Consider the following 22,778-nt stretch of genomic DNA (forward strand, 5'->3'; position numbering starts at 1 on the left):
TGCGGTGCGTATTGGGTCTTGCACAGCGACTACCCTACGAAACCGATGTTTACGATATGTGACCGGGTTAGATCCACCGTTTGTCGAACAACATCCTGGCCTTCCATTCGGTGTAGGGGATCAGTTCGGCGGACAGAATCGGGTGCAACCACCAGAAGTTGATCAAGGCCAGCAGTGCGTACGCGCCGACCACGGCGGCCCCCAGCGTGCGGCGCATCGGCATCGCCCCGGTGGCCGTCGGCGTGGCGGGCCCGATCAGCAACCCGGCGCACAACGTCAGCGCCAGGACCATGAACGGCACCATGGGGATCGCGTAGAACAGGAACATCGTGCGGTTCTGGGCGATGGCGAAGTAGAACCAGGGCAACCACCCCATCGCGTACGCCAGCAGCACCGCCCCGGCCCGCCAGTCGCGCGAGGAGACGTACCAGGCGATCAGGGCCACCAGCGCGGCCAGCGCGCCGAACCAGATCACCGGCGTGCCCACGCCGAGCACCGCCTCCGAGCAGTCCTTGGCCCCGCACACGTTCTGCTTGCCCTCGTAGAAGAACGCCACGGGACGCAGCAGCAGCGGCCACTGCCACGGCTCCGACATGTACGGATGGGAGGTCTCCAGCCCGTTGTGGAAGGAGAAGACCTGCCATTGGTAGTGGATCCAGGAGCGCATGGAGTCGAACAGGAAGAACAGGGGGCCTGAGGAGGTGGCTTGGTCCCAGTTGCGGCCGTAGCCGTTGGCGGAGGCGAACCAGCCGGTCCAGGTGGCCATGTAGGCCAGGAAGGGGACGATGGTGAAGGAGAGGAAGGCGTGGGGGGCGTCTTTGTTCCAGGCGCCGGTGTAGGGGCGTTTGAGGCCGATGGCGCGGCGGGCGCCGAAGTCCCAGAGCAGGGACATGATGGCGAAGGCGACGGCGAAGGCGAGTCCGGACCATTTGACGGACATGGCGAAGGCGAGGCAGACGCCGGCGGCCAGTCGCCAGGGGCGGGGGCCGAGCCAGGGGCCGTGGGGTGTGACGGGTGAGTTCTCGTACCAGGTGACGAGGCGTTCGCGGGCGCGGTCGCGGTCGACGACGAGGCAGGCGAAGGCGGCCAGTACCCAGAACATGAGGAAGATGTCGAGCAGGGCGGTGCGGGAGAGTACGTAGTGCAGGCCGTCCAGGGCCAGGAGCAGGCCGGCGAAGCAGCCGAGCAGGGTGGAGCGGGTCATCCGGCGGGCGACCCGGGCCAGGATCAGGATCGACAACGTCCCGATCACCGCCGAGGCGAAGCGCCAGCCGAACGGGTTGAGCCCGAACAGCCACTCGCCGGAGCCGATCATCCACTTGCCCAGCGGCGGGTGCACCACGTAGGAGGCGCACTTGTCGAGGGTTTCCTGTGTGCAGGACTGCCAGATGTTGTTGTTCCCGGCCAGGATGGCCTTGTCGGCGTCCTTGATCGTGACGCGCTCGACGCCCCAGGTGATCAGGGAGAAGGCGTCCTTCATGTAGTAGGTCTCGTCGAAGACCACGGATCGGGGATGGCCCAGGTTGACGAAACGCAGGATCCCGCCGAAGAGCGTGACGAGCAGCGGGCCGACCCACCCCCACAAGATGCTGCCGCGCATGGGGGGGATCACCCGGTCACGCAGGGACCGCGTCTGCGATTGGCTCTCGCCGACCTCCGGGTTGTCGTAGGCCTGGTACGGGGAATCGGTCACCGCCATTCGGACATCGTACGGGCCCCAAGCCGTTAGGTACTGCAAGAATCACGGTCTAATTGGTATGCCCTGCCACAATGGTCGGGTGACTGGAGAAGGCAGGTTGGTGCTGGCCGGAGCGCCCATTGGCCAGGCGGGCGACGTATCCCCGCGGCTGCGTGAGGCGCTTGCCGCCGCCGACGTGGTGGCCGCGGAGGACACCAGGCGGTTGCGCAGGCTCGCCACCGAGCTGGGCGTGGAGATCGGCGGCAGAGTCGTGTCCTACTACGACCAGAACGAGGCGGGCCGCGCCCAAGAGCTCGTCGAGGCGCTCAAACAGGGCCGCACGGTCGTGGTCATCACCGACGCCGGGATGCCCGGGGTGTCCGACCCTGGCTACCGCCTGACCCATCTGGCGGTCGAGTCCGGCATCACGGTCACCGCGCTGCCGGGGCCGAGCGCCGTCACCACGGCCCTGGCTGTGTCGGGGCTGGCCAGCGACAGGTTCTGCTTCGAGGGGTTCCCGCCGCGCAAGACCGGCGACCGGGCCCGGCGGCTGTCCGCGCTGGCCGTCGAGGAGCGCACGATGGTCTTCTTCGAGGCCCCCCACCGGCTGGCCGACTCGCTGGCCGCCATGGCCGGGGCGTTCGGCGCCGACCGGCCCGCCGCCGTCTGCCGCGAGCTCACCAAGACGTACGAGGAGGTGCGCCGCGGCGGGCTGGGCGAGCTGGCCGAGTGGGCCGCGGGCGGCGTCAAGGGCGAGATCACCGTCGTCGTCGCGGGTCACGTGCCCGGCGCGGGGGAGCCCGACATGGACGAGCTGGTCGCCGAGGTCGACCGCCGGGTGGCCGAGGGCGAGCAGCGCAGGACCGCCATCGCCGACGTTGCCAAGGGCGCCGGGGTGCCGAGACGGGAGTTGTATGACCTGGTGCACAAACGCATAGGGTGATCCACATGGGGGAGGCGGCGCGACGGCTGGTCCCGCCGTTCACGGGACGGCCGCTCTTGGGGTGGGTGGGCCCGCTCCTCCTCGCTCTCTTCGGCGGCCTGTTACGTTTCGTCCGCCTCGGCGACCCCAAGGCCGTCGTCTTCGACGAGACCTACTACGCGAAGGACGCCTACTCCCTGCTCACGCACGGCGTCGAGCGTTCCATGCTGGGCGACGCCAAGAACCCGGTCGCCGACCACCGGATCATGGCCGGCAACCTGGACATCTTCCGCCAGTGTCCCGAGCCGTCCGAGTGCGCCTCGTTCGTGGCCCATCCGCCGCTGGGCAAGTGGATGATCGCTGTGGGCGAGTGGCTGTTCGGCATGAACCCGTTCGGCTGGCGGTTCGTGGCCGCGCTCGTCGGGACGTTGTCGATCCTGATCCTGGCCCGGGTCGCCCGCCGGATGACCCGCTCCACCCTGCTCGGCTGCTTCGCCGGCCTGCTCCTGGCCCTGGACGGCCTGCACTACGTACTCTCCCGCACCGCCCTGCTCGACATCTTCCTCATGTTCTGGGTACTGGCCGCCTTCGCCTGCCTCGTCGTCGACCGCGACCGCGCCCGCGAACGCCTCGTCACCTGGTACGAGAACTCACCCGTCACACCCCACGGCCCCTGGCTCGGCCCCCGCCCCTGGCGACTGGCCGCCGGCGTCTGCCTCGCCTTCGCCATGTCCGTCAAATGGTCCGGACTCGCCTTCGCCGTCGCCTTCGCCATCATGTCCCTGCTCTGGGACTTCGGCGCCCGCCGCGCCATCGGCCTCAAACGCCCCTACACCGGCGCCTGGAACAAAGACGCCCCCCACGCCTTCCTCTCCTTCACCATCGTCCCCTTCCTGGCCTACATGGCCACCTGGACCGGCTGGTTCGCCTCCGCCAACGGCTACGGCCGCAACTGGGACCAAGCCACCTCCTCAGGCCCCCTGTTCTTCCTGTTCGACTCCATGCGCTCCTGGATCCACTACCAATGGCAGGTCTTCTCCTTCCACAGCGGGCTGCACGACTATCACGCGTACATGTCCGACCCCTGGACGTGGCCGCTGCTGATCCGCCCGGTGTTGTTCTACAACCCCTCGAACCTGCCGCCGTCGTCGTGCGGGGCCGGGGCGTGCTCGGAGGCGGTGCTCGGCGTCGGCACCCCCGCGCTCTGGTACGGCGGCCTGTTCGCCCTGCTCGCGACCGTCGTCCTGTACGCCAGGAAACGCGACTGGCGGGCCGGGGCGGTGCTGCTGGCGTACGCGATGGGGTGGTTGCCCTGGTTCTACTACGCCCTGGCCGACGACCGCACGATGTACCTGTTCTACATGGTCCCGATCGTGCCGTTCATGGTGCTGGCGATCGCGCTGGTGGCCGGGCTCGTGCTCGGGCCGGCGGACGCGCCGCCCACGCGCCGGGCCCTCGGGGCGGCGTTCGTGGGCGCGTTCGCGATGATCGTGCTGATCAACTTCTGGTGGTTGCAGCCGGTGCTCAGCGGCGAGACGATCACGCAGGCACAGTGGTGGGCTCGGATGCTGATGCGCTCTTGGGTGACCGCCGCCCCCAAGTGACGCCCCTGCGCAGCGTGATGGCCGCCGCGATGCAGGCCAGCGGCACGGCCGGCAGCACGTAGCGGTAGTCGAACTCGGCCGTCGCCGCCGGGGCCAGCAGCAGCCCGAACGCGCCCAGCCAGGGCAGCGCCGCCGGGCCGCCGAACCTGCGCCAGCGGACGGCGATGCCGTACAGGCCGATCAGCATGATGCCGCCGAGCATGATCCCGCGCAGGTAGAAGACCTTCTGGTAGCCGCTCATGATGTCCGCCCACGGGTGGACGATCCGCGTCTCGGGCGGCCCCTGCTCGTAGCTGAACGCGTCGGTGTCGGTGCGCCCGCCCGCGTACGACGACCACCTCGGCAACCGCTTCGGCTGACCGGTGTCGTCAACCTCGTAATAGGGCCTGAACTGGTACATGTTGTACGTCGACTCGTCCGGGAAGCGCGGCCGTCCCCAGTGGAAGGAACGGAAGAAGTCGCGCGCGACCACCTTCAGATAGTCGCCCGGCTGGGACAGGATCGCCCGCGTGGCGAACGCGCTGGCCGCCTCGTTGGTGATCTCGCTGAACTTCTTGTTGATGCCCCACCGGTGGAGCACCTCGCCGGTGCCGGCGCCGTCGCCGTTGCCCTGGCCCCACAGGTACCACTGGGCGTAGTCCTTGCGCTGGTTGACCGGGTCGTTGATGCACAGCAGGAGGAGCTGGACCTCCTTGTACTTGTCGATCTTCATCTTGCCGCAGTCGGCGAAGATCGCGGTACGCATGTAGAGGATGAGCCCGTCGCTGTTGGTCATGGCGAATTTGCCGTAATTTGTGGAGAACCAGCCCATGTACGTCAGGACAGGAAGCGCGCACGCCGCGATCACGGCCACGATCGGCCGCCAACCCGTACGCCTGACGATCAGGTAGAGCACCACGAGCCCGAGGATCGGCATGCCGATCGACCGGGTCAGCCAGGTCATCGCGAGCAGCAGCCCGACCACGATCCCGGCCCGCCACGACAACCGCCGCTTCCACAACACCAGCGTCACCACGCCCACGACCAGCAGCGTGAACAGGGTGTCGGACATGACCATCTGCTCAAGCTGGATCTGGTAGGCGTCGAACAACACCGGCGCCGCCGCCAGCGTCGCCCCCCACTTGGGCAGCGCGAACTTGCACCGCAGCAGGGCGTAGATGAGCGCCGCCGCGGCCAGGCCCATCAGGTGCTGGGTGAACATGGCCAGCGTGAAGCTGTGGAACGGCTTGAGCAACATCAGCCAGAAGCTGTAGCCGTCGGGCCTGATCGGGTGAGGCCTAGGGTGCAGCGCCACGTTGACGTACTCGTAGGAGTCGTTGAACCACATCGCCGGGCCGTAACCGAGCATGGTGATCAGCCGCAGCACGGCGCCGGCGCCGAAGGCCACGGCGAACACGCGATGACGGCGCACGAGGGACAGCACGCGAGCTGCCCGGCCAGTAGCGGAGTGGTCCACAGGGGTAATCTCCGCGACGCTCACCATGCTGTAAAGAATGCCAGTCGTTTTTAGGTCTTGACCCGAGCACGCCGGGCACAGGGCATGATGGTTCACTGGAAGAGCCTTAACACTGAAGGGTTGAGACGTGGAACTGACGGTGGTCATGCCCTGCCTCAACGAGGCGGAGACCGTGGAAGTCTGTGTGCGCAAGGCGCTGGCGTGCATGGAGGAGCACGGAATCGAAGGGGAGGTCCTGATCGCCGACAACGGCAGCACGGACGGCTCGCAGCAACTCGCTCGTGATGCCGGTGCCCGTGTCGTCCACGTCGACGAGAAGGGCTACGGCAACGCTCTGATGGGCGGCATCCGCGCCGCCCGTGGCAAGTACGTCATCATGGGCGACGCCGACGACTCCTACGACTTCACCTCGTTGCTGCCGTTCGTCGAACAGCTCCGCGACGGTGCCGACCTCGTGATGGGCAATCGTTTCAAGGGCGGCATCGCCCCCGGGGCCATGCCCCCGCTTCACCGCTACCTGGGCAACCCGGTGTTGTCGTTCATCGGCCGGCTGTTCTTCCCGTCGGCCATCGGCGACTTCCACTGCGGCCTGCGCGGGTTCCGGCGCGACTCGATCCTGCGCCTCCAGCTCCAGACCGGCGGCATGGAGTTCGCCTCCGAGATGGTCGTCCGCTCCACGCTGTCCGGCCTCGACGTGCGCGAGGTGCCCACCACGCTCTCGCCCGACGGCCGTTCCCGCCCGCCCCACCTGCGCTCCTGGCGCGACGGCTGGCGTCACCTGCGATTCCTGCTGCTCTACAGCCCCAAGTGGCTGTTCTTCTACCCCGGCGTGTTCCTGATGGCCCTCGGCCTGGTCGCGGGCACGGCGCTGACGTTCGGGCCGGTCGAGATCGGCGAGCTGGCCTTCGACGTCGACACCCTGGTCGGGTCGTCGGCGCTGGTCGTGATCGGCTTCCAGGCGGCGCTGTTCGCGCTGTTCACGAAGGTCTACGCGGCCGAGGAGGGCTTCCTGCCGGAGTCGCCACGGATCCGTAAGATCATCGACATCGTGACGCTGGAGAAGGGGCTCGTGGTCGGCGGCCTGCTGGCCCTGGCCGGTCTGGTCGGTCTCGTGATGTCGCTGGTCCACTGGCAGGTGCGCAGCTTCGGCGCGCTCGACCCGCGCGAGTCGCTGCGCATGGTGGTCCCGGCGGCGACGGCGCTCGTCATGAGCTTCCAGACGATCTTCGCCTCGCTGTTCATCAGCATCCTCGGCATCCGCCGTACCAAGGAGAGCTCGATCGACGTGGCCGCCAAGGCGGCCGAGGAGGCCGCGGTGGCGGTCTCCCTGGAGGACTCCAAGCGCTAGGGGTCTCCGCGTCCTCGCGGAGCCGGCGCCGGTCACGTACCGGCGCCGGCTTCCGTCTTTCCGCGCGGGGGTTGGGGGTTTGGACGAGGAGCGGGGCCGGGCCCCGTAGGCTTAGTCCATGTCCCAGCACATCTTGACCGCCGTCGCGTGGCCTTACGCAAACGGCCCCCGCCACATCGGGCACGTCTCGGGTTTCGGCGTGCCGTCCGACGTCTTCAGCCGCTACCAGCGGATGGCGGGCAACAAGGTGCTGATGGTCTCCGGCACCGACGAGCACGGCACCCCCATCCAGGTGCAGGCCGACAAGGAGGGCGTGAGCGCCCGCGAGCTCGCCGACAGGTACAACCGGGTGATCGCCGAGGACCTGACCGGTCTCGGCCTCTCCTACGACCTGTTCACCCGCACCACGACCAAGAACCACTACGCCGTCACGCAGGAGATCTTCAAGGGTCTCTACAACAACGGCTACATCTTCCCCAAGACCACGATGGGCGCGATCTCGCCCTCGACCGGCCGTACCCTGCCTGACCGCTACATCGAGGGCACCTGCCCCATCTGCGGCTACGACGGCGCGCGCGGCGACCAGTGCGACAACTGCGGCAACCAGCTCGACCCGATCCAGCTCATCAACCCCAAGAGCCGCATCAACGGCGAGACCCCCGTCTTCGTCGAGACCGAGCACTTCATGCTCGACCTGCCCGCCTTCGCCGAGGTGCTCGGCACCTACCTGCAGTCCAAGCAGGGCGAGTGGCGGCCCAACGTGCTGAAGTTCGCGCTCAACCTGCTCGGCGACCTCCAGCCGCGCGCGATCAGCCGCGACCTCGACTGGGGTGTGCCGATCCCGCTGGAGGGGTGGCGCGACCAGTCCAACAAGCGCCTCTACGTGTGGTTCGACGCGGTCATCGGCTACCTGTCGGCCTCCATCGAGTGGGCCAGGCGCTCCGGCGACCCCGACGCCTGGCGTCAGTGGTGGCAGAACCCCGACGCCCGCGGCTACTACTTCATGGGCAAGGACAACATCGTCTTCCACGCCGAGATCTGGCCGGCGATGTTGTTCGGCTACAGCGGCATCGGCGCGCGCGACGGCTCGTCCGGTTCGCTCGGCGCGCTCGACGTGCCGTCCGAGGTGGTCTCCAGCGAGTTCCTGACGATGGAGGGCAAGAAGTTCTCCTCCTCCAGGCAAGTAGTAATTTACGTGCGCGACTTCCTGGCGCGTTACGACGCCGACGCCCTGCGCTACTACATCGCCGTGGCCGGCCCCGAGAACCAGGACACCGACTTCACCTGGCAGGAGTTCGTCAACCGCAACAACGGCGAGCTGGTCGCCGCCTGGGGCAACCTGGTCAACCGGTCGATCTCCATGGCGTCCAAGAACTTCGGGGTGGTGCCCGAGGCGGGCGACCTCACCGACGCCGACCGGGCCATGCTGGAGCGCTCGCGCAACGCGTTCGCGCCGGTGGGCGCGGAGCTGAACAGGTCGCGGTTCAAGAACGCGATCACCGAGGCGTTCGACGTCGTGCGCGAGGCCAACAAGTACCTGGCCGAGCAGGAGCCGTGGAAGCTCAAGGACGACGCCGAGCGGCAGAAGTCGATCCTTCACGTCGCCCTCCAGGTCGTCGACGACGCCAAGACGATGCTCACGCCGTTCCTGCCCGGCTCGTCCAACAAGGTCTTCTCGATGCTCGGCGGCGAGGGCGTCTGGGCGGGCATGCCGGAGATCCGCGAGGTCGACGAGGACGGCGGCACCCCGTACCCGGTCATCACCGGCGAGTACGACGGCGCGGCGCGCTGGGAGCACCGGCCGATCAAGCCGGGCACCCCGCTCGCGCCGCCCGTGCCGCTGTTCAAGAAGCTCGACCAGAAGGTCGTGGACGAGGAGCTGTCCCGGCTGGCCGACTGAGCCCGTAGTCCTTGAGCGTGATGGCGGAGGCGGTCTTCCTGACCGACTTCGCTATCACGCCCTTCCACGGCAGATACGGCATGATCTTGTAGTTCTGGTTCATGAACCACGCCATCAGCCGGTTCTCCGGCACCATGAACTTGCTGACGCCCACGGCCGACTTCTGACAGCCGGTGGCGTAGGCGCGTACCTCCTGTTCGTAGCGGGCGAAGGCGGTCCGGTGGTCGCCGTTCGCCGCCGCCAGCTCGCCCGCCAGCACGTGCGCGCCGACGAGCGCGAGCCCGGTGCCCATGCCCGACAGCGGCGACGGGCAGCAGGCGGCGTCGCCGATCAGCACGACCCGGCCGCGCGACCACGAGTCCAGGTGCACCTGGCTGGTCGAGTCGAAGTAGAAGTCGTCGGCCTGCCACATCTTCCGCAGCAGCGTGGGCGTCTCCCAGCCGACCCCCCGGTACGCCTCGGCCAGCAGCTCCTTCTGCCGGGTCACGTCCCGGCGGTCGTGGTCCAGCGGCGGGGAGCCGAAGTAGAACATGGCCTTGGCCTCGGTGTTGTTCCTGGCGCTGTAGATGCCGACCGTTTTGCCGGGCGTGCTGTAGAGCTGTCCGGTGTGGTCGAGGCCGAGGTAGTTGTCCAGGGTGAAGACCGCGCAGTAGAGCCCGAGATAGCTGGTGACGGCCGACTCCGGCGCGTCGAAGGCCAGCGAGCGCACGTTGGAGTGCAGGCCGTCCGCGCCCACCACGAGGTCGAACCTGCGGCTCGCGCCCCGCTCGAACGTCACCGTCACCCCGTCCGCGTCCTGGGCCAGGGAGGTGATGGAGTCGCCGAAGACGTACTCGGTGCGGTCCTTGGTGGCGTCGTAGAGGATGCGGGCCAGGTCGCCGCGGAGGATCTCGACGTCGCCGGCGAACAGGTCACCGGGTACGGAGGCCATTTTCTTGCCGGACTCGTTGACGTACGACATGTCGCCCATGTGCGTCTGGTGATGCTCGACGTCGGCGAGGATGCCCAGGGCGCGCAGCACGGCCATGTGGGCCTCGCCGCGGAAGTCGACGGAGTAGCCGCCCTCACGCAGGGCGGGGGCGCGTTCGACGACGGTGACGCGGTGGCCGGAACGGTTGAGGTAGAGGGCGAGGGCGGGGCCGGCGACGCTCGCGCCGGAGATCAGGATGTCCATGCCCGAGAGCCTGCCGGGCCCCGCTCACCGCGCTCTCACGCCGTACTCACCGGAGGGCTCACCGGCGCGTTCTGCGGGTTGTCGCCGGCGTCGGGGAAGTCGTCGATCGAGTGCAGGGGAGAGTTGTCGATGACCTCCTCCGCGACCCCGGCCAGCAGCAGGGCCTCCCGGTGGGGGAGCCGCGCGCCCGCGCGCCGCGCCCGCGTGAACGCCTGCTCGCCCAGCGCCTCCCGCAGCCGCCGCGACAGCCCGGCGACGTCCTCGTCGTCGGGCGGCTCGATGCCGCGTATCGCGACGGCGGCCCCGAGCAGCGTGGCCGCCACCGCCGGGTCGTCGTCGCAGGCCAGCGCCGCCAGCGCCTCGATCGCCCGGGCGCTCTCCGACAACGCGCCCGACGTGACCGCGCTCTCGACCGCCCGCAGGTAGGAGGCCCGCGCACCGGCGAGGTCGCCCTCGGCCGCGGCCAGCCGGCCGAGCCCGACGAGCAGCCTGGCCATGTTCCCGGACGTCTTCACCCAGACCGGGTCGGATCGTCGCAGCGCGTCCTCGTACAGGTCTCTGGCCCGTGCCAGGTCGCCCTCGCGCAACGCCACGTCGCCCAGGCCGCGCAGCGCCGCGGGCAGGATCGCGCCTCCCGTGCGCGCCGCCAGCACGGCCGCGCGCTCGTAGTCGGCCCGCGCGCCGGCCAGGTCGTGCCGGATGCGGTAGTCGCCCCGGTTGCAGTAGTGATCGGCGAGCTCCTCCTCCGCGCCGAGCTGCTCGGCCAGCGTGATGGCCTCCTCGGTGCGGGCCAGGGCGGTGGCCTCGTCGCCGCACGTGCTGGCCAGCCAGGCCAGCGCGTCGAGCGTCATCGCCGAGCCCCAGCGCTCGCCGAGCCCGCGGAAGTCCTGGAGCGCGGCCGACAGGTCCGCCTCGGCGGCGGCGAACTCGCCCGCGGCCATCCGCGGGTAGGCCCAGATGAGCCGGGTGACGGCGCGCTCCCACCCGTCGGAGCTGCGCCCGCCGCGCCTGATCAGCGCGATCGTGGGGCCGGGGGCGACCGAGCCGGAGGTGACCATCGGCCACAGGCAGGTGACGATCGGGTTCCGCAGCCCGTCCGCCGCGATCATGGTCTCGGCCTCGCCCCGGTGGCGTTCCCACAGCTCGGGGCGGCCGCTCGCCGCCGTGAGCAGGGTCAGCAGGTACGCGTCCCCGAGCGCGGGATCGGGCCGCGGACCGGCCGCCTCCAGCAGGGCGGCCGCCGCCTGGGCGGTCACCGTGCGCATCCCGCGCATCCACAACGAGAACGTCTGCGCGGCCAGCAGCCGCATCCCGAGCGCCACCTCGCCGTGCTCGACCGCCCAGCGCAGCGCCGCCTGGAAGTTGTCGTGGTCGGCCGCGAACCGGGCCAGCCACGGCAACTGCTCGGCGCCCCGCAGCCGCGGGTCGGCCTCCTCGGCCAGGGCCAGGAAGTACGCCGCGTGCGCCCGCCGGAAACGTGTGGCCTCCTCGCCGAGCCGGTCGGCGCAGAACGCCCTAATCGTCTCCAGCATGCGATAGCGGCCGTCGGCCACCTCCAGGAGCGACTTGTCGGCCAGCGAGTCGAGCAGGTGCTCGGGCAGGCCGCAGACGGCCGCGGCGGCGGTCGCGGTGGCGCCGCCGGAGAAGACGGTCAGGCGCATGGCCATGGCCTGCTCGGGCTCGGTGAGCAGCTCCCAGCTCCAGGCGACGACCGCGCGCAACGTCTGGTGCCGGGCATCGGCGGTACGGCTGCCGCGCAGGCTGAACCGGCCCTGACCGGCGAGGCGTTCGGCCAGTTCGCCGGCCTCGTGCGTACGCATGCGGGCGGCGGCCAGCTCGATGGCCAGCGGGAGGCCGTCGAGCGCGGCGCAGATGCGTTCGACGGGCTCGCTCGGGGTGAAACCGGGGCGTACCGCCTTGGCTCGGTCGGTGAAGAGTTCGAGGGCGTCGGAGGGGGTGAGGGGGTGTACCGGCCACAGGTGTTCGGGGGTGATCGCGAGCGGCTCGCGGCTGGTGGCCAGGACGCGGAGCCCGGGACACGCGGACAGCAGCCGTTCGGCCAGGGCCGCGGCCTCGCCGACGACGTGCTCGCAGTTGTCCAGCACCAGCAGGGCCGGACGGTCGGACAGGACCGCGACCAGCCGGGCCCACGGGTCCGGCTCGCCGGACGCGCCCAGCCCCGTGGCGCCCAGCAGCGCGCCGTCGCGTACGCCCAGCGCGGCCAGCACCGCGCGCGCGAGGTCGGCGCCCGGACCGAGAGGGGCCAGCTCGACCAGGACGGCGTCAGGGTGGTCCCTGGCGATCTCGACGGCGAGCCGGCTCTTGCCCGCGCCGCCTGGGCCGAGCAACGTCACCAGGCGGGCGGCGGCCAGCAACGATCCGACCTCGGCCAGGTCGCCGTCGCGGCCGACGAAACTCGTGAGCCGAGCGGGCAGCGCCACCCCCGGCCCCGCCGCCCGGGGCGCCTGCGTGACGGCCGGCTCCGGGGGCGGGTCGCCGCGCAGCAGGCTCTGGTGCAGGGCGGCCAGCTCGGGGGAGGGGTCGGCGCCCAGCTCCTCGGCCAGCAGCCGCCGCGTCTCCTCGTAGGACATCAGCGCCTCGGCCTGCCTGCCGTCGGCGCGCAACGCCCGCATGAGCTGGCCGCGCAGCCGTTCGCGCAGGGGGTGGCGCCGGATCAGCTCGCCCAGCTCCGGGATGACGCTCCGATGCCCGCCGCACCGCAGGTCGGCCTCGACGCGGTCCTCCAGCGCGGCCAGCCGGCGCTCCTCCAGCGGCGCGCCGTGCACGGGATCGAGGTCGGCGAACGCGGGCCCCCTCCACAGCGCCAGCGCCTCCCGCGACAACCGGGCGGCCCGCGCCGGGTCGCCTCCGGGGTTCGCGGGCGGGGCAGGGAGGAGGGCGGCGCGGGCGGCGTCGGCCAGGCGCAGGAACCGGCCGGCGTCGATGTCCTCAGGATCCACCGGCAGCCGGTATCCGGCGGCGGTCAGCTCGACCGGGATCCCGTCCCCCCGGAGGCGGGAGACCTGGGAGTGCAGGGCGTGCTGGGCGTTCTTAGGCGGCCGGTCGGCGTACAGGAGGTCGACGAGGCGGTCCTGGCTGACGATCTCGCCGGGCCGTACGAGCAGCAGCGCCAGCAGCGCGCGCCGGGCCGGACCACCCAGGGGTACGTCGACGCCGTCCGCGTCCCATGCCCGGGTGCTGCCGAGAATGCCGAAGCGCATGGAGGCTACTTTAGATGCGTGAGCAAGATTCCCGCCGCGCCCGAACCGCTTTCCGCACCGGTGTTCGACAGTCACTGCCATCTCGACATCATGGTCGGCAACCGGCAGGCGTCCTCGGGGGACCCGGTGGCGCAGGCCGCGCAGGCGGCGTCGGCCACCGTACGGACCATCCTGCGGGACGCCCGCGAGGTCGGCGTGACCAGGCTGGTCACCATCGGGTACGACCTGCCCTCCTCCCGCTGGAACGCCGAGATCGCGGCCGAGCAGGAAGGCGTGTACGCCGGGGTCGCCATCCACCCCAACGAGGCCCACGAGGCCACCCCCGAGGTCCTGGCCGAGATCGAGGCCCTGGCCGGGCGGCCGGAGGTGCGCGCGGTGGGGGAGACCGGCCTCGACTACTTCCGCGACTGGGCGGGCAAGGACGACCAGCACGCGAGCTTCCGCGCCCACATCGAGATCGCCAAGCGCACCGGCAAGGCGCTGGTCATCCACGACCGCGACGCGCACGACGACGTCCTGAAGGTGCTGGCCGAGCAGGGCGCGCCGGACAGGGTGGTGTTCCACAGCTACTCGGGCGACGCCGAAATGGCGAAAAAGTGCGTTGAAGCTGGATATTTCATGTCGTTCTCCGGGCCTGTCACCTACAAGAACGCCGGCTACCTGCGCGAGGCCGCCGCCGTCGCCCCCATGGAGCTCATGCTCGTCGAGACCGACGCCCCCTACCTGCCGCCGGTCCCGTACCGGGGCAAGCCCAACGCCCCCTACCTCATCCCGCTCACCCTGCGCTGCCTGGCCGAGGTCAAGGGTGTCCATCCGGACGAGTTGTGCGAGGCGATCAGCACGAACGGAGTCACGGTCTTCGGCGAGTGGTGACCATCTTTCCGTGAAGCGGTGGAGGCGGGCGCGCCGCCGCCGCTAGCGTTCGGGCGGTCCCTGGGCGTTTCCGGAGGTGGTTCGTGCGAGGCAGGAGGCGTGCGCCGCGTCCGCGCATCCCCTGGCGTTCCCCGTGGACGCCCGTCGTGTGCGTCGTCGGTACGCTGGCCGCCGGCCTGCTGGTCACGGCCTCGTACCTGGTCAAGGACGTCGTCGTGGTCGTGGACGGCACGCCGGTGGCGATCCGCAGCTTCGCCGGGCGGGTGGCCGGCGCGCTCGGCGACGCCGGAGTGTCCGTGGGCCACGGCGACGTCGTACGTCCCGGCCTCGACGACGGCCTCATCGACGGCTCCACCATCGAGGTACGCCACGCCCGCCCGATCACCCTGACCCTCGACGGCCGCACCACCACGCACCTGGTCACCGCCACGAACGTCCGGGACGCCCTGGCCGAGCTCGACGTCGACGCGGCGGCCGGCAGCCTGTCCGCGCCGCCGGGCCGCCCGGTGCCGCTGTCGGGAATGTCGCTCACGGCGTTCACTGAGCGCAGGGTCTACGTGATCGCGGGCGCCGGGCGGCTCGCCTCGCGCACCTCGGCGCGTACCGTCCGGCAGGTGCTCAGGCAGGAGCGCGTCGTCCTCCGGCGCGGCTCGGTGGTGCGCCCGCCGCTCGGCAGTTTCCCCGAGGACGGGACGGTCATCACGGTCATGCCGCCGCGAACCGTACAGATCCCGTGGGAGGTGACCAGGCTCGACTGGCAGGCGCTGGCCGACTGCCAGTCGCGGGGCGACCCCGTGGCGTACAACCCCCACGGCCCCTACTACGGGATGTACCAGTTCAGCCTGCCCGTGTGGCAGGCGGTCGGCGGCGCCGGCCTGCCCAGCTCCTGGCCGGAGGAGGAGCAGACGTACCGGGCGCAGCTCCTCTACCAGCGGGTCGGCGGCCGGTGGCAGTCCCAGTGGCCCAACTGCGGCGACCACCTGTTCGACTGACGGCGACGCCGCTGTTTCCTGACGGGCTGCCATCTATCAGCCGGCCAGTGAGGCCCCGAAGTCGGCGCCCTTGGGCGGCTGCACCGGCCGCAGGCCGTCGGCGTTCCGCGGCGCCACCGACACCTTGCCGTACGGCGGCGCGTCCGGCTGGCCCACGAAGAGCTTGTTCCCGCTGAAGGCGACCGACCAGCCGAACAGCCCCTCGGCCGTCGGGAGCTTCCGGTCGTCGGCCGGGTTCTGCCACGACAACACCTGCACGCCGCCGCCATAGGGCGCGCCCACGGCCAGCCTGCCGTCGGCGGAGGCGGCCATCGAGAAGCCGAACGCCTGCTTGCCGCCCTGCTTCACCGTCCTCGTCTGCTTCCTGGCGGGATCGAGGAACTGCACGTAACCGGGGCCGGGCGCGCTGATCGCGTACCCGTGGCCCTCGGCGTAGGCGACCGCGTAGCCGTACCGGTCGCCGGAGGACTTGGTGGGGGAGTCGAGCTTCAGGCTGGTGATCCGCGCGGCCAGCACGTCGTCGATGAAGACCACCGACCCCGAGTCGATCTTGCCGGCCTGGACCTGCCGTCCCGCGCCGTCGTCGTTCTCGTACGGGACGCCCACGACCAGCCCGTTCTTCGGCCCGATCGCCAGCGACCAGCCGAACTGGTCGCCGACCTCGCTGTTGCCGCGCACGTCCACGGTCTCCTGGCTGATCCGGCGCAACGCGTCCGTGCCCTGACGTACGTAGACCGCGCCGGCGTCCTGGATCTGGCCGTCGTCCTCGTACGGCGCGCCGATCGCCACCAGGTTGCCCCTGGCCGCCAGCGACCAGCCGAAGTGCGCGAACCGTTGCGGTCGCGGAGCGGTGAGGCGTTGCGGGGGCCCGGCGTCGCCGCCGTAGACGACGTAGACGCTGCCCGCGTCCTGCTCGCCGTCCACGTCCGCGAAGGGGGCGCCGACCAGGAGGTCCGCGCAGGCGTCGGCGTTGACGTCGGCCAGCCGTACGGACCAGCCCAGCCCGTCGCCCTTCACCGGCCCCGGCACGGCGACGGGGATCACCTTGTCGCCCGACAGCAGGTGGACCGCCCCCTTCTGGCCGTCCCCGAACGGGTCGCCCACGGCCACGTCGTCCGCGCCGTCACCGTCGAAGTCGGCGGCCCCGGCGCAGGCCGCCGCCGTGGCGGCGGGCGGCGATAACGCGACGCCGCCGCGCGCGAGCGCGACGACCATCGCCCCGGCGAGGGCCGATCTGATGGGGTTCACAGTGCGACCTCGATCTGTCGGCCGTTCTCCAGCATGGTCGCGGTCATCTTCACGGGCACGCGATAGGGCGCCAGGTCGAACACGAAGGCGCTGTCCACGCGCCCGCCCGGCAGGATGACCGGCGGCAGCGTGACCGGGACCGGGTCGTGCTCGGCGCCCTTGTCGTCGACCATGGTGACGACGGGCTGGACGAGCTGGCGGCGCTCACCGCCCGGATTGATCATCGTCCAGTGGACCACGCAGAGCTGCCCCTTCGTGGTCGCCTTGCCCCCGAACTCCTTCAGCCCGCACTGCGGCGCCTCCGGCACGATCGCGACCGGGTCGTCGAACGCGCTCCCAAGGGCGAACCTGCGGCCCAGGTCGCCGGGCCGTGAGCTGGTCACCGACCGGGAGGGACTGTTGGGTACGGCGACGCCGGAGGAGTTGCGGCCGGAGTTCACGATCAGCACCGCGACCGTGACCACGATGGCCAGTACGGCGGCTCCGGCGGCGATCAGCCAGCGGGTGCCCTTCGTCCGGGTGCCGCTTAGGGTGTCGGGTTCGTCGGGGATGTAGGTCAGGACGCCGGGGTCCGTGCCCGCGCCGGTCCGGGGCTTCTCCGGTTGCTTCTCTGCCTGCTCTTCAGGGGGTTTGGGCTTGCGGGCCAGCAGGCGGGCCTGTTCCAGCTGGCGGTCCTGTTCGCGGCGGCGGGCCTGCGCCTGCGCCTCCCAGCGGGCCAGTTCCTCGCGGGCGGCCTGCTCCTCGCGCCGCGCCAGCTCGTCCAGGGACGCCTGCCGCGCTCCCGACTCGTCCTGAGCGGCCTGAGCCGCCTGGGCGCCTTGGGCGCCCTGCGCGTTCGGCGCCGCGGCGGCTCCGAAGGCGCTCGGGACCCCGGGCCGTACGGGGGTGGGGGTGGGACCGGAGGCGGGGCCTCCGGCGGTGCTCGTCGTGTCGCTCGGGGGCGGTGTGGTGAACGTGGCCGTGATGTCCGGTTCGTTCACGACGTTCTGCGGGGGCTGCCACTCGGTCAGCATCTCGGTGGCGACCAGGGTGGGCGGATCGTCGGCGATCGCCGGGGTGCTGCCGCCCACCAGCGCGATCAGGAGCTCCTGCGCCGTGGGCCGGTGGGCGGGGTCCATGGCGGTGGCCCGGCGTACCAGCTCGTTGAGCGGCGCGGGGAGCGCGCCGAGCTCGGGCGGCGTGTTCAGGACGCGGGTCGCCATCGTGATCGGGTCGCCCCGGCCGAACGGATGGCGGCCGTTGCCCGAATAGGCCACCAGGCAGCCCCAGGCGAAGATGTCGGCCGCCGGGCTCACGGCCTCGCCGCGTACCTGCTCGGGGGCCCACCACCCCGGGCTGCCCAGCAGTTCGCCGGAGAGCGTGAACCCGGTCTCCCTGTCCAGGGCCCTCGCGATCCCGAAGTCGATCACCCGGGGCCCGGACAGCGACAGGATGACGTTGGCGGGCTTCAGGTCCCGGTGCACCAGCCCGGCCACGTGGATCGCCGCCAGCGCCGCGGCGACCCCCAGCGCCACGCCGTGCAGCGGCCCCGGGTCCAGCGCCCCGAAAGTGGTGATCTGCTCCGAGAGAGGGGTGCCCGCGATGTACTCGGTCACCATGTACGGACGCCCGTCCCCGGTGTTGCCGTTGTCGAGCACCTGGGCCGTGCAGAACGACGCCACCCGGCGCGCGTTGTCCACCTCGGCGTGGAAGCGGGCGGCGAACCCCTCCTGATTGGCGAACTCCGCCTTCACCACCTTGACCGCGACGAACCGCCCCGTCGGGGCCCTGGCGAGGAAGACGGTCCCCATGCCGCCTTCGCCGAGCCGTCCGAGCAGCCGGTACGGCCCGATCTCCCGCAGATCGGTCGGGCGGAGCGGCGCGGCGCCCGTTGGCTCCATCAGGGACGTCCCTTCCTGTTCCACGCCATCCTCTCCTTAGGTCTCCCCCATCCGCCATCGCAGGTTCTTCGATGCGGGAGACTGGTTGGATGATGAGGCTGTTGGGCCCTGCAGAAATACGTATTTTGGCGAACAAGCTAGATCTTCGCCCCACCAAAAAGCTAGGCCAGAACTTCGTGATCGACGCGGGGACCGTCCGGCGCATCGTCCGCGTGGCCGACCTGTCGGCCGACGACGTGGTCATCGAGGTCGGGCCCGGCCTCGGCTCGCTCACCCTGGCGCTCCTGCCCGAGGCCGCGCACGTGGTGGCCGTCGAGATCGACCCGGTCCTGGCCACCCAACTGCCCGTCACCGTCGCCGAGCGCGGCCCGTCCGACAAGCTCACGGTCATCAATGCCGACGCCATGAAGATCGGCCTCGACGACCTCGCCGGCCACACCCCCACCGCCCTGGTCGCCAACCTCCCGTACAACGTGGCCGTCCCCGTGGTGCTCCACCTCCTGGAGACGCTGCCCTCGCTGCGCAAGGGCCTGATCATGGTGCAACTGGAGGTGGCCGACCGCCTCGCCGCCGGTCCCGGCTCCAAGGTGTACGGCGTTCCGTCCGTCAAGGCCGCCTGGTACGCCGACGTACGCCGGGCGGGGCCCGTGGGCCGTACGGTCTTCTGGCCCGTACCCAACGTCGACTCCGGCCTGGTCTCCCTGACCCGCCGCGAACCGCCCACCACCACGGCGACCAGGGAAGAGGTGTTCGCCGTGGTGGACGCCGCCTTCGCCCAACGCCGCAAGACCCTGCGGGCGGCGCTGGCGTCGTGGGCCGGAAGCCCGTCCCAGGCGGAGACGGCACTACGAGCCGCCGACGTGGACCCCTCCGCAAGAGGCGAACAACTCCCGATAGAAGCCTTCGCCCGCATAGCCGAACAAAAACCCTGACCCACCCCCGGAGCACCCCCCGGAGCACCCCCCGGAGCACCCCCCCGAGCCCCCCGAGCACTGCCCGAGCGCGCCCCGAGCACCCCCACCGCCACCTTCCGCCGAAGCTCCCCCGGCCCCCACAACCTCCGCCGACGCTCCCGCGGCTCATCCACAATCCCCGGCGGGCCTCACCGGGCCCATCCACAGAACCCCGTTCGGCCCCCACGGCCCCCGCCGGCCCGCGTGATCCTGGCCTCCTCGTCCCGCACCACGACGAAGGAGACCACCATGACCACCCGCCACCTGGCCCAGCCGCTGTCGATCATCCTCACCGGCGGCCTCCTGACCGCCGCCGCAACCACCACCCACCCCGCCCCGGCCCGCGCCACACCCCCGCAATGCATCCGGGCCACCATCACCATCCCGGCGACCGGTACCGAAGCATCCACGACCACCCCGTGCCCAGCCCCCCACCACCCCAAGAAACCGAAGCCCAGGAAGCCCCGAAAGCCCCGAAGTCACCAAAGACCCAAGGGCGACATCGCAGCCGAGGCAGCCCTGGCCCAACTGGGCGTCTCGTTCTCCTGGGGCGGCGGCTCCTCAAAAGGCCCGACCATCGGAGTGGGCACCGGCGCGAACACCACAGGCTTCGACTGCAGCGGCCTCACCCTCTACGCCTGGTCCAGAGCCGGAGTGCGCCTCGCCCACTACACCGGCACCCAGTTCCGCCAGGGCCGCAGAGTCCCCCTCAGCGCCCGGCGCAGAGGCGACCTCCTGTTCTTCGGCGGCACCGGCGACCCGACCCACGTAGCCCTCTACCTGGGTGACGGCATCATGATCCACGCCCCCCGAACAGGCGACATAGTCCGAAGAACCAAATTCCTGAACTCCCCCTACTACCGCACCGCCTACCGAGGAACCATCCGCCCCGCCTGAGAAGGCGCCCCCAAGGCCCAGACCACCCCCACAAACACCCACCACCCACGGCAGCACCCCCAGGCCAGGCCGTGGGAGCCCACCCCCGGCAGGGGCCCACCCCCGGCTCTGGAGCTCCGACCCTTGAACCGGGCCCTTGAACCGGGCCCTTGAACCGGGGCCGTTGGGCCCGGGCCTGGGCCGTGAGACCCGGCCCGGGCTCCGGCCCTTCCTTGGGGCCTGCCCCTGCTTCTGCCACTGCCCAGGCCCCGGCCCTGCCCGTGGCCTGGGTTGTCAGACCCGCAATGGGCCGGGGCCGGGTCCTGGGCCCTGGCCCCCACCTACCGCCCGGCGCAGACCGCCACCAGTTCCTTCACCAACGACGCGAGCAAAGCCTGATCCTCAGCCCCCGCCGGCTCATACTCCATGAGCCCCAGCCCCACCACCTCGAACCGCCCCGCAACAGCACCGACCAGCGCCAGAAGCTCATCAGGCTGATACCCGTCAGGCGTAGGACTCCCCACACTCCCGAAGAGCTGCGGATCAAGCACATCGAAGTCCACATGCACGTAAACGGCCGCCCGCTCACCGCCCCCCGCCGCAGCGGCAGCACCCACCGCCTCGACCAGGGCCTCGGCATCCGCCGCCCGTACCCGCCGTACACCCTGAGCCTCGACGAACGCCACCTCAGCCGGATCCAGGTCACGCACCCCCGCCAGGACGATCTGCCCAGCCCCGACCGGCTCCCCGGCGGCCACCAGCCCCTCAGGCCCTTCGCCGGTCAACGCCCGCAGGACCATGCCGTGAAAGGCCCCCGAAGGCGACGAGTCCGGCGTGTTCAGATCCCCGTGCGCATCGAACCAGACGACGACCAGCCCGTCCCCGAACCGCCGCCGCGCCGCCGAAACCGGCTCCAACTCGACACCGCAGTCCCCGCCGGCGGTGACCAGAAGCCCGTCCCAGCCAGCCTCGGAAACCGCCTCCCGCACCCTGGACGCGGTGACCACCAGATCATCGTCATCGACCTCGACCCGAATCCGGCGATCCGCATCCACCATCTCCGAGACCAGCCGAGCGCCTTCACGCAGCCGCTCAGCCGTACGAGCCCCCGACCCCCGCCACTGCGGCACCTCAACCACGGTCACCTCGGACACGAGCACCTCCACGTCCAGTCAGCCATCCTGCCCCCCAGCGTCCCAAGGACCGATCCCAGCCGACCACCACACCCCACACCTGGCCCCGACCGACCCCCGAACCGAACCCTGGAGCGACCGCCCCGACACCGCCCATACGGCCCCGGCATCCGGGAAGGGCATGCCCGTGACGGCTGCGGCACCGATGAGGGCGTGCCCGTACTGCCGTGGCGTCCGGGAGGTCGTGCCCATACAGCTGCGGCGTCCACGCGGGCATGGTGGGCTTCTGGTGCAACGCCGAGTGGATGTCCGCCACCCCAACGTGGGCGGCAGTCGACCCCAGTTCGCCACGAGCCCAGCCCCCCAAGCCCCCGCCGGGTCGAGTCTCAGCCGCTCTCCTCCCCGGCAGCGATTCCCGCGTTCGTCGAGCCGACCGGCGGAAAGGATGACGAACCTCACCCTGCGTGGCACGGAGTCGTCCATCTCACAGGTCTAATTCCAAGAACCGCATGTCAGCGCACCCCACCCCGATAACATCGAGTGTCCTTGACCCCGGCAAGCGATGAAAGTGGCAGAAGATCGATGAGTTCGGTGACCGTACGTGTGCCCGCGAAGGTCAACGTGCAGCTTTCAGTCGGCCCGCTCCGGGAAGATGGCTACCACGACCTGGTCAATGTCTTCCACGCAGTGTCGATCTTCGATGAGGTGGTCGCGAAGGAGGCCGAGTCGATCACCGTCACGGTCAACGGCCGGTGGTCCGACCAGGTGCCGCTCGATGACGACAACCTCGCCATCCGCGCCGCACGCGCCCTGGCCAAGCACGCGGGCCGCTCGTACGGCGCCGACCTGATCATCCAGAAGGCCATCCCGGTCGCGGGCGGCATGGCGGGCGGCAGCGCCGACGCGGCGGGCGCCCTCGTGGCGTGCAACGAGCTCTGGGGGCTCGGCCTGCCCTTCGAGGACCTCATGGAGATCGCCGGAGACCTCGGCAGCGACGTCCCGTTCTCGCTGCTCGGCGGCACGGCGGTCGGCACCGGCCGGGGCGAGCAGCTCAGCGAGCTGCCCACGGGCGGCACGTTCCACTGGGTGTTCGCGCTGGCCGACGGCGGCCTGTCGACCGCCAAGGTCTACGCGGAGTGCGACCGCCAGCGCGAGGTCTCGGGCGCCCGCGTGCCGTGGCCCGAGCTCAGCGCCCCGCTCATCGAAGCCCTGGGCACCGGCGACGCGTACGCGCTGGGCGCCCACCTGAGCAACGACCTCCAGGCCGCCGCCCTGGCCCTGCGTCCCGAACTCGCCACCACCCTCGACGCCGGCCGCCAGCACGGAGCGCTGGGCGCGATCGTCTCCGGCTCCGGCCCCACCTGCGCCTTCCTGGCCATCGACGCCACACACGCCCGCGACCTGGCCGACAGCCTCACCGCCACGGGCGCCGCCACCACCACGGTCGCCGCCCACGGCCCCGTCACCGGCGCCACCCTGCTCTGACCACCTGCGGGCCCTGCGCCACGACGAGATGTTCC

16 protein-coding genes are annotated in these 22,778 nt (G+C 70.9%); 9 read left to right on the forward strand and 7 right to left on the reverse strand.

Going from position 1 to position 22,778, the window contains the following annotated elements; genetic code table 11:
- Window positions 1-67: 67 nt before the first annotated feature.
- Entirely contained in the window at window positions 68-1,699 is a 1,632-nt protein-coding gene (locus DMB42_RS20595; RefSeq protein WP_125636600.1) for a dolichyl-phosphate-mannose--protein mannosyltransferase, read from the reverse strand.
- Between the two features lie 79 nt (window positions 1,700-1,778).
- Here DMB42_RS20595 and rsmI point away from each other — a divergent pair, with 79 nt between their 5' ends.
- Both rsmI and DMB42_RS20605 read left to right on the forward strand, forming a co-directional pair.
- Entirely contained in the window at window positions 1,779-2,621 is an 843-nt protein-coding gene (rsmI, locus tag DMB42_RS20600; protein ID WP_260477815.1) for a 16S rRNA (cytidine(1402)-2'-O)-methyltransferase, read from the forward strand.
- Between the two features lie 5 nt (window positions 2,622-2,626).
- A complete protein-coding gene (locus DMB42_RS20605; protein ID WP_125636602.1) occupies window positions 2,627-4,204 on the forward strand; it encodes a dolichyl-phosphate-mannose--protein mannosyltransferase in 1,578 nt (525 codons plus the stop codon).
- Here DMB42_RS20605 and DMB42_RS20610 read toward each other — a convergent pair.
- Complete coding sequence (locus DMB42_RS20610) at window positions 4,140-5,627, reverse strand: hypothetical protein (protein ID WP_125636603.1); 1,488 nt, start codon at window positions 5,625-5,627, stop codon at window positions 4,140-4,142. The two genes, DMB42_RS20605 and DMB42_RS20610, sit on opposite strands and share 65 nt — an antisense overlap.
- Before the next feature lie 160 nt (window positions 5,628-5,787).
- On the opposite strand from DMB42_RS20610, the gene DMB42_RS20615 reads away from it, so the two are divergent.
- Both DMB42_RS20615 and metG read left to right on the forward strand, forming a co-directional pair.
- Entirely contained in the window at window positions 5,788-7,008 is a 1,221-nt protein-coding gene (locus DMB42_RS20615; RefSeq protein WP_185844770.1) for a glycosyltransferase, read from the forward strand.
- A gap of 118 nt (window positions 7,009-7,126) precedes the next feature.
- The gene (gene metG, locus DMB42_RS20620; RefSeq protein ID WP_125636604.1) at window positions 7,127-8,908 is read left to right on the forward strand and encodes a methionine--tRNA ligase; all 1,782 of its coding nucleotides are present in this window, start codon (window positions 7,127-7,129) and stop codon (window positions 8,906-8,908) included.
- Here metG and DMB42_RS20625 read toward each other — a convergent pair.
- Together DMB42_RS20625 and DMB42_RS20630 are read right to left on the reverse strand one after the other, a co-directional pair.
- Window positions 8,853-10,082, reverse strand: a complete 1,230-nt coding sequence (locus tag DMB42_RS20625; protein ID WP_125636605.1) for an FAD-dependent monooxygenase — start codon at window positions 10,080-10,082, stop codon at window positions 8,853-8,855. The two genes, metG and DMB42_RS20625, sit on opposite strands and share 56 nt — an antisense overlap.
- Window positions 10,083-10,117: 35 nt before the next feature.
- Window positions 10,118-13,303, reverse strand: coding sequence for a BTAD domain-containing putative transcriptional regulator (locus DMB42_RS20630; protein ID WP_125636606.1), 3,186 nt, complete (start codon window positions 13,301-13,303; stop codon window positions 10,118-10,120).
- An 18-nt stretch (window positions 13,304-13,321) separates the two neighbouring features.
- Here DMB42_RS20630 and DMB42_RS20635 point away from each other — a divergent pair, with 18 nt between their 5' ends.
- Complete coding sequence (locus DMB42_RS20635) at window positions 13,322-14,176, forward strand: TatD family hydrolase (protein ID WP_125636607.1); 855 nt, start codon at window positions 13,322-13,324, stop codon at window positions 14,174-14,176.
- Between the two features lie 146 nt (window positions 14,177-14,322).
- Window positions 14,323-15,168, forward strand: a complete 846-nt coding sequence (locus DMB42_RS20640; RefSeq protein ID WP_185844771.1) for a resuscitation-promoting factor — start codon at window positions 14,323-14,325, stop codon at window positions 15,166-15,168.
- Between the two features lie 36 nt (window positions 15,169-15,204).
- On the opposite strand, the gene DMB42_RS20645 is transcribed toward DMB42_RS20640, so the two are convergent.
- Window positions 15,205-16,416 (reverse strand): FG-GAP-like repeat-containing protein, encoded by a 1,212-nt coding sequence (locus DMB42_RS20645; protein ID WP_125636609.1) that lies wholly within the window; start codon window positions 16,414-16,416, stop codon window positions 15,205-15,207.
- Window positions 16,413-18,320: a protein kinase domain-containing protein gene (locus DMB42_RS54325; protein ID WP_312024749.1), complete on the reverse strand. Its 1,908-nt coding sequence runs from the start codon at window positions 18,318-18,320 to the stop codon at window positions 16,413-16,415. Before DMB42_RS54325 ends, DMB42_RS20645 begins: the two co-directional genes overlap by 4 nt.
- Window positions 18,321-18,388: 68 nt before the next feature.
- On the opposite strand from DMB42_RS54325, the gene rsmA reads away from it, so the two are divergent.
- Both rsmA and DMB42_RS20660 read left to right on the forward strand, forming a co-directional pair.
- The gene (gene rsmA / locus DMB42_RS20655; protein WP_396983091.1) at window positions 18,389-19,228 is read left to right on the forward strand and encodes a 16S rRNA (adenine(1518)-N(6)/adenine(1519)-N(6))-dimethyltransferase RsmA; all 840 of its coding nucleotides are present in this window, start codon (window positions 18,389-18,391) and stop codon (window positions 19,226-19,228) included.
- 270 nt (window positions 19,229-19,498) lie between these two features.
- Window positions 19,499-20,146, forward strand: coding sequence for an NlpC/P60 family protein (locus DMB42_RS20660; RefSeq protein ID WP_125636611.1), 648 nt, complete (start codon window positions 19,499-19,501; stop codon window positions 20,144-20,146).
- A gap of 320 nt (window positions 20,147-20,466) precedes the next feature.
- Here the strand turns inward: DMB42_RS20660 and DMB42_RS20665 are convergent, their stop codons facing one another.
- Window positions 20,467-21,291: an arginase family protein gene (locus DMB42_RS20665; protein ID WP_221762265.1), complete on the reverse strand. Its 825-nt coding sequence runs from the start codon at window positions 21,289-21,291 to the stop codon at window positions 20,467-20,469.
- 549 nt (window positions 21,292-21,840) lie between these two features.
- On the opposite strand from DMB42_RS20665, the gene DMB42_RS20670 reads away from it, so the two are divergent.
- The gene (locus DMB42_RS20670; RefSeq protein ID WP_125636612.1) at window positions 21,841-22,743 is read left to right on the forward strand and encodes a 4-(cytidine 5'-diphospho)-2-C-methyl-D-erythritol kinase; all 903 of its coding nucleotides are present in this window, start codon (window positions 21,841-21,843) and stop codon (window positions 22,741-22,743) included.
- Window positions 22,744-22,778: the final 35 nt, after the last annotated feature.

It is taken from the genome of Nonomuraea sp. WAC 01424, assembly GCF_003947315.1.
Lineage (GTDB): Bacteria > Actinomycetota > Actinomycetes > Streptosporangiales > Streptosporangiaceae > Nonomuraea > Nonomuraea spiralis.